Annotated in this window: 12 protein-coding genes; 7 read left to right on the top strand and 5 right to left on the bottom strand. The window is 61.8% G+C overall.

The window, feature by feature from the left end:
- Positions 1-46 precede the first annotated feature (46 nt).
- Positions 47-991: a lytic transglycosylase domain-containing protein gene (locus GA0061105_RS05990; RefSeq protein ID WP_092748714.1), complete on the top strand. Its 945-nt coding sequence runs from the start codon at positions 47-49 to the stop codon at positions 989-991.
- 46 nt (positions 992-1,037) lie between these two features.
- Here the strand turns inward: GA0061105_RS05990 and GA0061105_RS05985 are convergent, their stop codons facing one another.
- Positions 1,038-2,459 (bottom strand): serine hydrolase domain-containing protein, encoded by a 1,422-nt coding sequence (locus GA0061105_RS05985; protein WP_092748712.1) that lies wholly within the window; start codon positions 2,457-2,459, stop codon positions 1,038-1,040.
- A 192-nt stretch (positions 2,460-2,651) separates the two neighbouring features.
- Between GA0061105_RS05985 and GA0061105_RS05980 the strand changes: the two genes are divergently transcribed.
- From GA0061105_RS05980 to GA0061105_RS05960, 5 genes are all read left to right on the top strand, one after another.
- Entirely contained in the window at positions 2,652-3,896 is a 1,245-nt protein-coding gene (locus GA0061105_RS05980; RefSeq protein ID WP_092748710.1) for a BtaA family protein, read from the top strand.
- Positions 3,893-4,567 carry a class I SAM-dependent methyltransferase gene (locus tag GA0061105_RS05975; RefSeq protein WP_092748708.1) on the top strand — a complete coding sequence of 225 codons (675 nt, stop codon included), beginning with the start codon at positions 3,893-3,895 and terminating at the stop codon, positions 4,565-4,567. The genes GA0061105_RS05980 and GA0061105_RS05975 overlap by 4 nt, the downstream gene beginning before the upstream one ends.
- Positions 4,568-4,695: 128 nt before the next feature.
- Complete coding sequence (locus GA0061105_RS05970; protein ID WP_092748706.1) at positions 4,696-5,493, top strand: glycoside hydrolase family 25 protein; 798 nt, start codon at positions 4,696-4,698, stop codon at positions 5,491-5,493.
- 81 nt (positions 5,494-5,574) lie between these two features.
- A complete protein-coding gene (locus GA0061105_RS05965; protein WP_092748704.1) occupies positions 5,575-6,798 on the top strand; it encodes a lytic murein transglycosylase in 1,224 nt (407 codons plus the stop codon).
- Between the two features lie 130 nt (positions 6,799-6,928).
- Positions 6,929-7,834, top strand: coding sequence for a DMT family transporter (locus tag GA0061105_RS05960; RefSeq protein ID WP_092748702.1), 906 nt, complete (start codon positions 6,929-6,931; stop codon positions 7,832-7,834).
- 458 nt (positions 7,835-8,292) lie between these two features.
- On the opposite strand, the gene metF is transcribed toward GA0061105_RS05960, so the two are convergent.
- The 4 genes from metF to GA0061105_RS05940 all read right to left on the bottom strand — a co-directional run bounded on the left by metF (position 8,293) and on the right by GA0061105_RS05940 (position 12,871).
- Entirely contained in the window at positions 8,293-9,195 is a 903-nt protein-coding gene (gene metF / locus GA0061105_RS05955) for a methylenetetrahydrofolate reductase [NAD(P)H] (protein ID WP_064694716.1), read from the bottom strand.
- A gap of 1 nt (position 9,196) precedes the next feature.
- The gene (locus GA0061105_RS05950; protein WP_092749057.1) at positions 9,197-10,222 is read right to left on the bottom strand and encodes an ArsR/SmtB family transcription factor; all 1,026 of its coding nucleotides are present in this window, start codon (positions 10,220-10,222) and stop codon (positions 9,197-9,199) included.
- A gap of 160 nt (positions 10,223-10,382) precedes the next feature.
- Positions 10,383-12,032: an energy-dependent translational throttle protein EttA gene (gene ettA, locus GA0061105_RS05945; RefSeq protein ID WP_064694717.1), complete on the bottom strand. Its 1,650-nt coding sequence runs from the start codon at positions 12,030-12,032 to the stop codon at positions 10,383-10,385.
- A gap of 98 nt (positions 12,033-12,130) precedes the next feature.
- Positions 12,131-12,871, bottom strand: coding sequence for a ribonuclease T2 family protein (locus GA0061105_RS05940; protein WP_092748700.1), 741 nt, complete (start codon positions 12,869-12,871; stop codon positions 12,131-12,133).
- Positions 12,872-13,128: 257 nt separating this feature from the next.
- On the opposite strand from GA0061105_RS05940, the gene GA0061105_RS05935 reads away from it, so the two are divergent.
- Positions 13,129-14,058: an alpha/beta fold hydrolase gene (locus tag GA0061105_RS05935; RefSeq protein WP_092748698.1), complete on the top strand. Its 930-nt coding sequence runs from the start codon at positions 13,129-13,131 to the stop codon at positions 14,056-14,058.
- Positions 14,059-14,063 lie beyond the last annotated feature (5 nt).

The raw sequence follows: 14,063 nt of genomic DNA, 5'->3' as shown, positions 1-14,063 counted from the left end.
CTTTTATAACGCTGCCGGGGCGGCGCGATTTCACGAAAGTGACGGAATGGTAGCGATCGGATTGTCCGGCCTGAAACGCGGTCTCGTCGTTTCTACGGTGCTCTGCTGTGGCATGATCACCGGGTGCACGAGCGTCGAATATACTTCTCGGGCCGAACTCACAGCTGCTCAGACCGTGGTGCCGACGCCGAAGCCCGGCGAAGACGTGACGCTTGCCGCGGTCCCGACCGCAGAAGGCGCCGGCCAGACAGTCGCAGGCGCCGCCCTTGCTCAGACGCCGGCTGCCCTGTCGCTCACCGCAACGGCGATGCCGGCGGTGACCTCATCCCAGCCTGCTGATCTCACCATGCAGGCAGGCATACAACCCGCAGCCTATGCGCAGATCCCGCTGACGCCTGAGATGACGGCGATCCAGTCCGTCGTGCCGACGCCGCGACCGACCACGTCGGCGCAGCCGGCGACGCAGCTTGCCTTTGCCGCCACCCCGCAGAACAGCGCGCTTGCAGCGCTGGCCGCAGTCGACACGACGCCGCGCTCAATGGATTATGGCTTCGACGAGTCCGGGCCGATCGATCCGCCGACGGCTCCCCCGATGTTCAGCGACGACGACAAGGACGATGCGCCGACAGTCGAAAAGAGCTTCGTCACCAAGCTTATCCAGAAATATTCGAAGATCTATGAAATTCCCGAGACGCTGCTTCACCGCGTCGTCCATCGCGAGAGCCGCTACAATCCGAAGGCCTATAACAAGCGCGGCTATTTCGGCCTGATGCAGATCAAATACAACACCGCCAAGTCCATGGGCTACGACGGTGCGCCGGGCGGTCTCTTCGACGCCGAGACCAACATTAAATATGCCGCGAAATATCTGCGTGGCGCCTGGCTGGTCTCAGACAGCCGGGAAGAAGACGCCGTGCGCCTCTATGCGCGAGGCTATTACTACGACGCCAAGCGCAAGGGCATGAATAACATCGCCCAAGGCAATTATTGAGCCTGCAATTACTGAAACAGCGATGCAGTGAAACGGCGGTCGAAGCCTACGGCTGCGCTGCCGTCGGTTGCTGCGATCCGGCCTGCTGTTGCGGCGCTCCCGATGGCGGCAAAGCCGCCAGGACCGCCTTGAGAAGCGTCTGCGGCTGGTAGCCGAGCCAACCCGGCGTCAGGCCGAGTCGGACCACGATCAGGTTGGCGGAAGGCACGATCGCCATGCTCTGCCCGTCATGCCCCGTGAGCCAGAACGTATCCTCCGGCAGCCCGAACGCGGCGCTTGAGCCACCGGGTGCGAGCCAGGCCTGGCCTTGCGTATACCTGCCGTTCGACGCCGCCGTCGGCGTGCGCATGGCGCCGACGAAACCCTCCGGCAACAGCCGCTGTCCGTTCCAGACACCATCCTGCAGCAGGAATTGTCCGAAGCGCGCCCAATCATGCGCCGTCGCGTAGAGATAGGAGCTTCCGGCAAAGGTGCCGCGTGCGTCGACTTCGAAGACGGCACTCGTCATGCCGAGGGGGGAGAAGAGCGCATCGTGCGGATAGGAGAAGGCTGCCGGCCCGTTACCAACCCTGTCCATCCAGATGCGCGACAAGAGCACTGCAGTACCGCTCGAATAGCGGAAGCGCTGACCCGGCGCCGCCTCCATCGGCGCATTGGCCGGCAGCGCCACCATGTCGGGATCGAGATAGAGCATGCGCGTCACATCGGCGACATCGCCGTAGTTCTCGTTGAAGGCAAGGCCGCTCTCCATGCCCAGCAGGTCGGAAACCTTGATCCTGGCGCGCGCATCGTCCCTCCACTGCGCCAGCAAATGATCGTCGTCGAAGGAGATCTTGCCGTCGAACATCAACCGCCCGAGGACCGCCGCATTCACCGTCTTTGTCATCGACCAGCCGATCAGCGGCGTCTTTGCCGAGAAGCCGGGGCCATAGGCTTCGGCGACGATGCGGCCGTCACGCACCACCACGATTGCCCGCATGGACGGGCCGGCAAGCCGGGCATCGGCCAGCACAGCGGCAATCTTCCCGTCGGGATCGCCGACACCCTCGCCCTGAGGCCATGGAGCATCATTGGTTTCCATCTTGGCCGGCGCATCGAAGGGCACAGCATTCGCCGCCGCATCGAAATCGCCGTCCGGCACGCTCGTGCAGCCGAGAGCGCCGCGATAGAGCGCATAGCTGGATGCGAACAGCCCCATAAAGCGTGCCGTCACCCGGCCGTTGTCATGGTCGACGCTGACGCGCACCAGCCGCAGCAGCGGGTTTCCCGGCGCCTGGACGTCTTCCTCCAGCACCTCCTCGGCGTCCCGGCCGGCGATGAAGACATTGGAGCAGACGATTTTGGCGGCGTAGCCATCGCCAACTCGAAGCAGTTCCGGCGGCCGGACGAAGAGCCAGCCGGCAGCCGTGGTGACGACGACAACGAGAAGGAGAGCAAGCGCCTTCAGAACACGCGGGACAAATCGCATGGCATTCCTCCGATGTCGGGAGAGAAGCAGGAATCGGGCGCGCCGGAAAGGGGGCGGTGCGAAGAAGATCCGTCGCCCCGATCACTTTCCGCGGAGGAGAATATTTTCGAACGGCGCAGGCCCACAGCCCACGTCATCAAACTGTATCAGTGGCGCGCTACACGCCCTGAACGCTAAAAAGGTGACAGACTCATGTCAGAATTTGCACCGGATGCCGGCTTCCGCAAGAACCGGAAACTCAAGGACGCCCTTCTCCGCCACAAGGCCTTTTCGAAGGATGGCATTTCCGAGCGTCTCTTTGGCCTGCTCTTCTCCGGCCTCGTCTATCCGCAGATCTGGGAGGATCCGGATCTCGACATGCAGGCGATGGAGCTGAAGCCCAACCATCGCATCGTCACCATCGGCTCTGGCGGCTGCAACATGCTCGCCTATCTTTCAAAGGCGCCGGCCTCAATCGACGTCGTCGACCTTAACCCGCACCATATCGCACTGAATCGCCTGAAACTTGCCGCTTTCAAGCATCTTCCCGGTCATGCCGATCTCGTGCGCTTCCTGGCGCTGCCGAACGAGAAGTCGAACAGCCGTGCCTATGACCGGCATCTCGCCGCCAAACTCGACGAGACGACGCGTAGTTACTGGAACGGCCGCAAGTTCGGCCGCCGCCGCGTAACCGTCTTCGACCGCAATATCTATGAAACCGGCCTGCTCGGTCGCTTCATCGGCGCGGCCCATCTTCTGGCCCGCCTGCACGGCGTCAAGTTGCGCGAGATGACCAAGACCCGCTCGATCCGCGAGCAGCGCCAGTTCTTCGACGACAAGATCGCGCCGCTCTTCGAAAAGCCGGTCGTGCGCTGGATCACCGGCCGCAAGAGCTCGCTCTTCGGCCTCGGCATTCCGCCGCAGCAATATGACGAGCTTGCAAGCCTTGCCGACGATCATTCGATCGCGCCGGTTTTGAAGCATCGCCTGGAAAAGCTCGCCTGTCACTTCCCGATGCGCGACAATTACTTCGCCTGGCAGGCCTTCGGCCGCCGCTACGGCACGGAGGAGGAAGGCCCGCTGCCGACCTATTTGAAGCCGGAGCACTACGAGGTGATCCGCGCCAATATCGACCGCGTCAACGTCCACCATGCAAGCTTCACCGAGCTTCTGGCGCGCGAGCCGGCCGCTTCGCGCGATCGTTATATCCTGCTCGACGCGCAGGACTGGATGACCGACGGACAGCTGAACGACGTCTGGCGGGAAATCACCCGCACGGCGCGTGAAGGCGCGCGCGTGATCTTCCGCACCGCCGCCGAAAAGAGCATCATCGAAGGCCGTCTGTCTCCTTCGATCCGCGACCAGTGGGACTACTTCGAAGAGAAGTCGCGCGAGTTGGCCGCGCTCGATCGCTCCGCGATCTACGGCGGCTTCCACATTTACGGGAAGAAGGCGTGAGCAAGGCCGGGACCGAGACGGCGGGAAAGCGCGATCAGCATGCCAACCTCATGGATGGCATGTACCGCTACCAGCGTCATATTTATGATCTGACCCGCAAATACTACCTCCTCGGTCGTGACAGCACGATCCGCAATCTCGACCTGCCCGATGGCGGCACCTTGCTTGAAGTCGGCTGCGGCACCGGGCGCAACATGGCTCTGGCTCACAAGCATTTCCCGAGCGCCAAGCTGTTCGGCCTCGACATTTCGCAGGAAATGCTGATTTCGGCCCACAGGACCTTCGCCGCCAAGGCGACGATCCCGGAATTCCGCGTCGCCGACGCGACGGCGTTCACGCCGCGCGAATTCGGCGTCAGCGGCTTCGACCGCATCCTGATTTCCTATGCCCTGTCGATGATCCCCGATTGGGAGCGTGCCATCGATGCATCGATCGCCGCGCTCAATCCCGGCGGCCAGCTGCACATCGTCGATTTCGGCCAGCAGGAAGGCCTGCCGCCCCGGTTCCGCAGCATGCTGCAGTCCTGGCTTGCGAAGTTCCACGTCACCCCGCGCCGCGACCTGCGCGAGGTCCTGGAAGCCCAGGCCAACGAGCGTAATGCACGTCTGGTTTTCGAATCTGTCGGCAGAGGTTATGCTTGGCGGGCGGCCATTATCAGCAGGCGCTCATAATTCCGCTTGAAACTAACCGATTTTTTACGTTGATATGGTGAAAAGAGGGTTATTCCTCTGCTGGGCTCGTCATCTTCGAAGGTCAGGCTGTGGGGCAAAGAGATCATTCGGTTCACGACGGGATACCCATGCGCCGGCTTTTGTTTTGCGTTCTGCCCCTGGCCATCCTGCTGGCCGGCTGCTCCTCTTCCGGTTATGACTACCTCGAAACGGCATCGATCAAACCGAAAACGCGTTTCAAGGACACCGATCCGCAGGAATTCGGACCGAAGCATCCGCATCAGAATGCGGTGCACGGCATCGACATCTCCAAATGGCAGGGCGATATCGACTGGGCGACGGTGAAGAATTCCGGCGTCGCCTTCGCCTTCATCAAGGCGACGGAAGGCAAGGACCGGCTCGATTCACGATTCGACGAATATTGGCGCGAGGCGCGCGCCGCCGGCATCCCGCACGCTCCCTATCATTTCTATTATTTCTGCTCGTCGGCCGACCAGCAGGCCGATTGGTTCATCCGCAACGTGCCGAAGGACGCGATGCGCCTGCCGCCGGTGCTCGACGTCGAATGGAACGGCGAATCGAAGACATGCCGCTATCGCCCCGACCCGGCGACCGTGCGCGCAGAAATGCAGCGCTTCATGGACCGGCTGGAGGCCTATTACGGCAAACGCCCGATCATCTATACCTCGGTCGATTTCCACCGCGAAAATCTCGCCGGCTATTTCCGGGATTATCATTTCTGGGTGCGCTCGGTGGCAAAACACCCTGAAGTGACCTATGCGGATCGCCGCTGGGCCTTCTGGCAATATACCTCGACCGGCGTCGTTCCCGGCATCAAGGGACCGACCGATATCAACGTCTTTGCGGGCAGCGCGAAGAACTGGAACAATTGGGTCGCGACCGTTTCAAAGGATGGAAATTCTTAGTAACGTCTTTCAATTTTTCTTGCTTCCGTCACATTCCTCTGTGAAAGCGACGAGCATCCATTTGCTATAAGGACCGCTTTCATGCACCGCTCGCTCACAAGCTGCTCTGCACTCGCCCTCCTGTTTGCCCTCACTTTTGCGGGCAGCGCGGCCGCTCAGCAGGCGCCTGCAGCCTCGGCCCCGGCGGCGGCGCCCTGCGGCGGCGATCTGTCCGCCTTCCTCCAGGGGGTCAAGGCCGCTGCGATTGCCGCGGGTGCGAGCGCGACGGCCGCCGACGAGGCGCTTGCCGGCGCCGAAATCGATCCCAAGGTCCTGAGCCGGGATCGAGCCCAGGGCGTCTTCAAGCAGACCTTCCTCGAATTCTCCCAGCGCACGGTCAGCCAGGCCCGCCTCGACATCGGCCGCCAAAAGATGAAGCAATATGCCGACGTCTTTGCCCGGGCCGAGCAGGAATTCGGCGTGCCGCCCGGCGTCATCACCGCCTTCTGGGCGATGGAAACCGATTTCGGCGCCGTCCAGGGCGATTTCAACACCCGCAACGCCCTGGTGACGCTGTCGCACGACTGCCGCCGCCCGGAACTCTTCCGCCCGCAACTGATCGCCCTCATCGAGATGGTCCAGCACGGCGACCTCGATCCCGCCAGCAACACCGGCGCCTGGGCCGGCGAGATCGGCCAGGTGCAGATGCTGCCGCGCGACATCATCGCCTATGGCATGGACGGCGACGGCGACGGACATGTCCGCCTGAAGCAGAGCAGCCCGGACGCCATCCTGACGGCGGCGAAATTCATCCAGCATCTCGGCTTCGAGCGTGGCCAGCCCTGGCTGCAGGAGGTCACCGTCCCCGACAACCTGCCCTTCGAAAAATCCGGACTCGGCGGCACGATGAAGGCCAGCGAATGGTTCGCGCTCGGCGTCAAGCCGCGCGACGGCAACACCGCTTTCGGCGATCTCGAAGGCGATCTCGTGCTGCCCCAGGGCCGCATGGGACCGGCCTTCATCGCCTATCCGAACTTCAAGATTTATCTCGAATGGAACAAGTCGTTCATCTACACGACTTCCGCGGCCTATTTCGCGACCCGTCTATCCGGCGCCCCGACCTACCTGAAGGGCACACCGGAACAGGGGCTTGCCAACGATCAGATGAAGACGCTGCAGACCAAGCTGCAGTCGCTCGGCCATGATGTCGGCGAGATCGACGGCATCCTCGGCTCCGGCACCCGTGTCGCTATCCAGAAGGAGCAGCAGCGCTTGGGCATGCCGGCAGACGGCTGGGCGACGCCTGCCCTTCTCAACGCTCTCTGATCGCCGCGGACGTTTACAGCCACCCGCTTTGCAAGAAACGGGTGGCGGCGTTTTCCGCTTGGGCTAAAGCTTCCTGACGAAGAACCGGTGCCGATTGCAGTGACGGTTTCATCGCGGTGGAGGAAGCGGCATGGACAGCAGAATGAATGCCTGGACCTGGGGTCTGCTGATCCTGCTCGGCCTGATCTGGGGCGGTTCCTTCTTTTTTGCCCGTATCGCCGTCCAGCACGTACCGCCGCTCACCCTCGTCTCCCTCCGGCTGCTGCTCGCAGCGCTCGCTCTGCATGTCTATGTCGCTGGCCGTTTCGACATCTATTCGATCCTCAAGGCCCGCTGGCGCGAATTCCTGATCCTCGGCATCATCAACAATGTCCTGCCGCATGCATTGATCTTCTTCGGACAGACCCGCCTCGGCGCCGGCCTTGCGGCGATTCTGAACGCGACGACGCCGATCTGGACCGTGCTCATCGCCAACTACCTCACCTCGGACGAGAAGCTCACCTCGGCCAAGATCGCCGGCTGCCTCGTGGGTCTCCTCGGAACGATCGTGTTGATTGGCCCCGGCATCTCCACCGGCAGCGAAGCTCCGCTCTGGGCGCTGTTGTTTCCGGTGCTCGCCGCCGTCTCCTACGGTTTTGCCGGCACTTACGGCAAACGTTTCAAGGGCGTCCCCGCCCCTGTCACCGCCGCCGGCCAGTTGACCGCCTCCTCGTTGATCGCGCTGCCATTGTCGCTGCTGGCCGATCGACCTTGGGCACTGACCATACCGCCGCTCGAAGTGCTGCTTGCCATTCTGGCGCTGGCGCTGCTGTCAACCGCCTTCGCCTATATTCTCTATTTCAGGGTCATCTCGACGGCTGGCGCCACTAACGCCTCGCTCGTCACACTGCTGGTGCCGCCGAGCGCCATCCTTCTTGGTGTGCTCTTCCTCGGCGAAAGGCTCAGCCTGAGCGAATTCGGTGGCATGGGGCTGATCGGTTTCGGCCTCGTCATCCTCGATGGCCGCGCCTATCGCTTGCTGATGAAACCTGCCTGACCATCGGTTGCAATTTCCATGCGTTTTCAACCGATTGCACGCCTGCCATGGTTTAGGCTCATCGGTAAACTGGCAATCGCCTGATTTAACGCCGCGTTAAAATGTGTGAACAAAAATTGCAGGGATATTATCGTTTTGATTCAAGAGTTTGCGAAAACGGTCTTCGACTTATCCACCACCTATTTCGGCGGCGCAGCATAGAATCCGCTTTCCAACCGACATATTTCAGACATAATATTGGCCGGTTAACGCGAGGAGACAGACATGGGACTCACGCAATCCTTGAATGTTCTGTTGGTCAGTGCAGCGTTCGCTTTCGTCCTGTCCATGCTCTTCATTTGAGCGGAGATGGCGGACGCATTACGCTGATAGTGCCTAAACTCCCCTGATCAATCCGCTAACAAAAAGCGCATGTCCCGCCCGACATGCGCTTTTTCATGTTTGAACATTCGAGAAAATCAGGCCGCCGCACCCGCGCTCTTTGTCGCCCGGCGGGAGAAGCCAAGATTGTCGAGCACTGCTGAAACCAGCGGCGCGCGGTTCATCGTATAGAGATGGAACTCGTCGATGCCGCGCCGGACGAGATCCTCAATTTGTTCGGCCGCAACGTCTGCCGCGACCTTCGCCCGTTCCTCGGGCTTATCGTCGTAGCCAGCGAAACGCTCGTCGAGGAAGGCGGGGATGACCGTGCCGCAGGCGCCGGCAAAACGCTTCAGCTGAGTCAGGTTCTGGATCGGCATGATGCCGGGCACGACCGGAATCGAGACGCCGGCAGCGCGCACCCGTTCCAGATAACGCTCGAAATTGTCGTTGTCGAAGAAGAACTGCGTCAGCGCCCGATCGGCGCCGTTATCGGCCTTGCGCTTCAGCATCTCGATATCGGCGGCCGTGTCGCGGCTCTCAGGATGCTTTTCCGGATAGGCGGAGACCGAGATCTCAAAATTTCCGATCTCCTTGAGCCCCGCCACCAGCTCGGCCGCGTTGGCGTACCCCCCGGGATGCGGCGCGTAGGGAGCCCCAGCGCCACCGGGCGCATCACCGCGCAAGGCCACGAAATGCGTTACGCCGGCATTGCGGAAGGTATCGATCACCTGATGCGTCTCTTCCTTCGTCGCACCAACGCAGGTCAAATGAGAGGCGGTGGCAAGCGGCGTCTGCGCCAGGAAGCGCGTGACGGTCGAGAGCGTCGGCGCCTTGGTAGTGCCGCCGGCGCCATAAGTCACCGAGACGAAATCCGGGTCCCAATCCTGCAGCTTGCTGACGGTCTCCCAGAGCTGGCCTTCCATCTCTTCCGATTTCGGCGGGAAGAATTCGAAGGAGATCCCGATGTTGCGCCCGCGTGCTTCGTTTTTCAAAGCCATGTCATATTCTCCCGGCAAATGTAGGTTCGGCGCCTTCGCTCGTCTGCGAAGCCATGAGGCGCCTCGGATCGCGCGCGAGCCAGACGGTGACCGTCAGCCCCTGCCCGCCCTGCTGCCCCGGATGAAGATCGATGACCTGCTCGACATCGAGCCCGGTCTTGCGCAGCCAATCGGACATCGACTGGTGCGAAAAACCGAGACGCACATGAGCATGCTCGTCGCGGAGATATTCGAGCGTGTGCGGCGCAAGGTCGATAATCACCAGCCGGCCGCCAGGCCGCAGCATGCGCGCCGCTTCCGCGATCGCAATCTCCGGCTGGTCGAAGAAATGCAGCACCTGATGGATCGTCACAAGATCGAAATCCTGTCCTTCGAACGGCAGGTTCAGAATGTCGGCGTGGCGGACCGTCGCTTTGGTGATGCGGAACTTGTCGAGATTGGCGCGCGCCACACTCAGCATGTCGCGGCTGGCATCGACTCCGACAGCACGACGATAGAGACCGGACAGGAGCTCGAGGATGCGGCCGGTCCCGGTGCCGAGATCAAGCAGTGAATCGATCGGCTGGTTGCCGAGCAGCCGGATGACCGCAGCATCGACCTCTTCGTCGGCCGCGTGCAGGCGACGAAGCTCGTCCCATTCCGCGGCGTTGCGGCTGAAATAGGCCTGCGCCCGCTCGGCCCGCTGGCGCTTGACCTGCGAAAGACGCTCACCATCGCGAAGGATGGTCGGATCGTTCTGGGAGACGTGTTTCAGCAGCGCCCGCACGAGCATGGCCGCCTTGCCGTCCTGCTTGAGGCGGAAATAGGCCCACGCGCCTTCCTGATAGCGTTCGATCAGTTCGGCTTCGCCGAGCAGCTTCAGGTGGCGAGATATGCGAGGCTGGGACTGGCCGAGGATTTCGGTAAGATCGGTCACCGTCAGGTCGCCCCCGTCGAGAAGCGCCAGAAGACGCAGGCGCGTCGGTTCGCCCGCCGCCTTCAAGACGTCCACCAGCCCATCCAGTCCAAGCTTCAAGGGTTCGCTCATCATCGGCCCAATCAAGATATAAAGATATCTTTATGTGATTTGAAAACCGGTGGCAAGCGACAATTCGCACTCTCCGCGAAATTGCCTGCTCAAATTGCGACAGGGCCTGACATGAAAAAGCCCCGGAACCGGGGCTTTCGGAAGCAGAAGCGAAGTAGGATCAGCGTGTCAGGCGCTTATGGGCCTGGCTGCCCGGGTTGAGCGCATCCGGGCCGAGGCGGCGGATCTTGTCCTGCTCGTAATCCTCGAAATTGCCTTCGAACCATTCGACATGGCCCTCGCCTTCGAAAGCGAGGATATGCGTCGCCAGACGGTCGAGGAACATGCGGTCGTGGCTGATGATGATGGCGCAGCCGGCAAAATTCTCCAGCGCGTTTTCGAGAGCGCCCAACGTTTCCGTATCGAGGTCGTTGGTCGGTTCGTCGAGCAGCAGAACGTTGCCGCCTGCCTTCAGCATCTTGGCAAGGTGCACGCGGTTGCGCTGGCCGCCGGAGAGATTGCCGACCTTCTGCTGCTGGTCGCCGCCCTTGAAGTTGAAGGCGCCGCAATAGGCACGGGAATTCATGTCGAATTTGCCGAGCTTGATGATTTCGGCGCCGCCGGAGATTTCCTCCCAGACTGTCTTATCGGCAGCCAGCGCGTCGCGGCTCTGGTCGACATAACCGAGATGCACGGTCTCGCCGATACGGATCGAGCCGCCATCGGGCTTTTCCTGGCCGGTGATCATCTTGAACAGCGTCGTCTTGCCGGCGCCGTTCGGGCCGATGATGCCGACGATGCCGCCCGGCGGCAGCTTGATCGACAGGTCGTTGATCAGCGTTCGGCCCTCGAAGCCCTTGGTGATGCCTTCCATCTCGATGACCACCTGGCCGAGGCGCTCGCTGACCGGGATGATGATCTGCGCGTCGCCGGGACGCTGCTTCTCGGCCGCTTCCACCAGCTGCTCGTAGGACTTGATACGCGCCTTGGACTTGGCCTGACGGGCCTTCGGGCTGGAAGCGATCCATTCCTGTTCGCGGCTGATCGCCTTCTGGCGTGAAGCTTCTTCGCGGTTTTCCTGCAGCATGCGCTTGGCCTTGGCCTGCAGGTAGGCGGAGTAGTTGCCTTCGTAGGGGATGCCGCGGCCGCGGTCGAGTTCCAGGATCCAGCCGGTGACGTTGTCCAGGAAGTAGCGGTCGTGGGTAATCATCATGACGGCGCCGGGATAGTCGCGGAGATGCTTTTCCAGCCAGGCGATGGTCTCGGCGTCCAGATGGTTGGTCGGTTCGTCGAGCAGCAGCAGGTCCGGCTGCGATAGCAGCAGGCGGCAGAGCGCGATGCGGCGGCGCTCACCACCGGAAAGGCTGGTGACTTCTGCGTCGCGCGGCGGGCAGCGCAGCGCTTCCATCGCCATCTCGACCTGGCTTTCCAGGTCCCAGAGGTTCTGGCTGTCGATAATGTCCTGGAGCTTGGCGCCTTCTTCCGCCGTCTCGTCGGAATAGTTCATCATCAATTCATTGTAACGATCGACGATGGCCGTCTTGGCGGCAACACCTTCCATGACATTCTCGAACACGGTCTTGCTGGGATCGAGTTTCGGCTCCTGCTCGAGGTAGCCGACCGTCGCACCCTCGGCGAGCCAGGCTTCGCCGGTATACTCCTTGTCCTGGCCGGCGATGATGCGCAGCACAGTGGATTTACCGGCGCCGTTTGGCCCGAGGATGCCGATCTTGGCATCCGGATAGAAAGAAAGGTGGATGTTCTCCAGGATCTTCTTGTTGCCATAGGCCTTGTTGAGGCCGGACATATGATAGATGAATTGACGTGCCATGCTGCGCTGCTCCGGGCGGGAAACTTCGTTTCGTGCCGCTATGTAGGCGAAACAGCGCCTGTGAGCAACGCCGAAACCCGGTTTACGCAGGATTCGGGTCAGAAGCCCGCGGCGTCGACAACACCCTCGTCACAACCGAAGGAGGTTTTTCCCGCCCCCCGGATCAGATCGGCAAGGCTCGCGCTTTTCGCCGTTGCCGTTCCCGCATCCGCAGACAGGCCGATCGTCAACTCGCTGATCATCCTGACATTGCCGGCCCGCCGGCAGCTCATCTTGACGCGATCGCCCGCGCCCGGTCCGAAGCTCTTGTCGAAGGCAGCCTTGATTGCCTCGGCCTTGACCGTCTTGCCGATATTGGCGGCGAAGAGATCGCGCACGGCCGATGCGTTGAGCGCATCCACCAGATTGACGCTGACGCCGAAATAGTCTTCGACGCTCATTTTCGTGCAGGTGCCGTGCTTCGTCCATTCGTGCCGCTCGAGGCCAGACTGCGTGCCGGGCATCGCCTTTGCAAGCGCCGCCTGCGTCTCAGCCGAAAGCGCAACTGCCGGCAACGTGCCCCATTTGCCGTCCTTGTCGGCGGCCTTCTGGTCGTCGCTGACGCCGCAATAATCCTGCCGCATCGGCCAGAGGCCGTGCAGCGAGAAGTTCGTCGCGTCATGCCGCTCGCTGGTCTGGCTGGCGCATTCGGCCTTTTTCTGGTTCGTTTGGCAGAAGGCGGGCTGCCAGCTCGCCGCAAGAATGAAACGGGTACGGCCGTCGGCCTCCTGCGCCATGGCGGCGCCAGCAAGGACCATCGACACGGCGAACGTAAAGGTACGCAACTGCATGCTGCTCATTTCAACCCCCAAAAGGAGAACAATGCACGAACAGATAAGCACAAAGAGTAAACAACGGCAACCCTGAATCGCAACAGGTCTGAAATTTCCCCGATCGTATATTGTCGGAAGACGTCCGACGGTTTCCCGAAACCTCACGCTTTAGAGCAGCACAAGGACACTATCGCACTTGGCGCTGCAGGATAATTCCTGAAATCGATTCCGCTTTAAGGAATTATGCAGTAGCGATCTGCTCTGTTGCGGCAGGGAGGATCCCGATGTTTTCTGAAACGCAAAGGCTCGCCATCGGGGAAGCGTCGCTGGCCTATCACCATGCCGAGGCCGCCGGCCCGGCACGCGGCATCCTGTTGATATCGCATGGCCTGGCGGAGCACTCGAAGCGATACGGCCGCTTAGCCGAGGCGATGGCGGCGCGCGGCTATCACGTCTATGCCCATGATCACCGCGGCCACGGCGAGACGACGGTGCCCGACGCGCCGATCGGCCGTTTCGCCGGCCGAAATGGCGTCGAAAGGGTGATCGGTGACGTCATCGCCATGCGCACCCATGCGGCCTCGCGCCATCCTGGCCTGAAGGTGATCCTCTTTGGCCATTCGATGGGCGGCCTCGTCGCGCTCAATGCCGCCGTCACCGCTCCGGCCGACTTCGACGCTGTTGCCGTCTGGAATTCGAATTTCGCCGTCGGCCTTGCCGGCCGCGCCGCTCAGGCGATCCTGCTTGCGGAACGTATGCTGAAGGGCTCCGACGTGCCGAGCAGCTTGTTGCCCAAGCTCACCTTCGGCGCTTGGGGAAAATCGATCCCGGGCCGCCGCACCGAGTTCGACTGGCTGACGCGCCTTGCCGATGAAGTCGACGCATATGTCGCTGATCCCCTCTGCGGCTTCGACGCTTCGGTCTCGCTCTGGCTCGATCTCTTCGAACTGACGTTTCGCGCGCCGCAGAAGCTCCATCTCGACCGGCTGCGGCGCGAGATGCCGATCCATCTGGTCGGCGGGGCAGAGGATCCGGCGACCGAGCGTGGAAAAGCCATCCTCTGGCTGTCAAACCATTTGAAAGCCCAAGGTTTCTCCCGTATCAGCACCGAGATATATCAGGACATGCGGCACGAAACGCTGAACGAGATCGGCGCCGATGCGGCGGTCGCAGCCTTTGCGGACTGGTGCGACAAGGCCGTCGCGAGATCCTGAGCCAG

Origin of the sequence: Rhizobium aethiopicum, assembly GCF_900094625.1 — a bacterium.
Taxonomy (GTDB): domain Bacteria; phylum Pseudomonadota; class Alphaproteobacteria; order Rhizobiales; family Rhizobiaceae; genus Rhizobium; species Rhizobium aethiopicum.
This window is presented reverse-complemented; position numbering and strand designations above follow the sequence as displayed.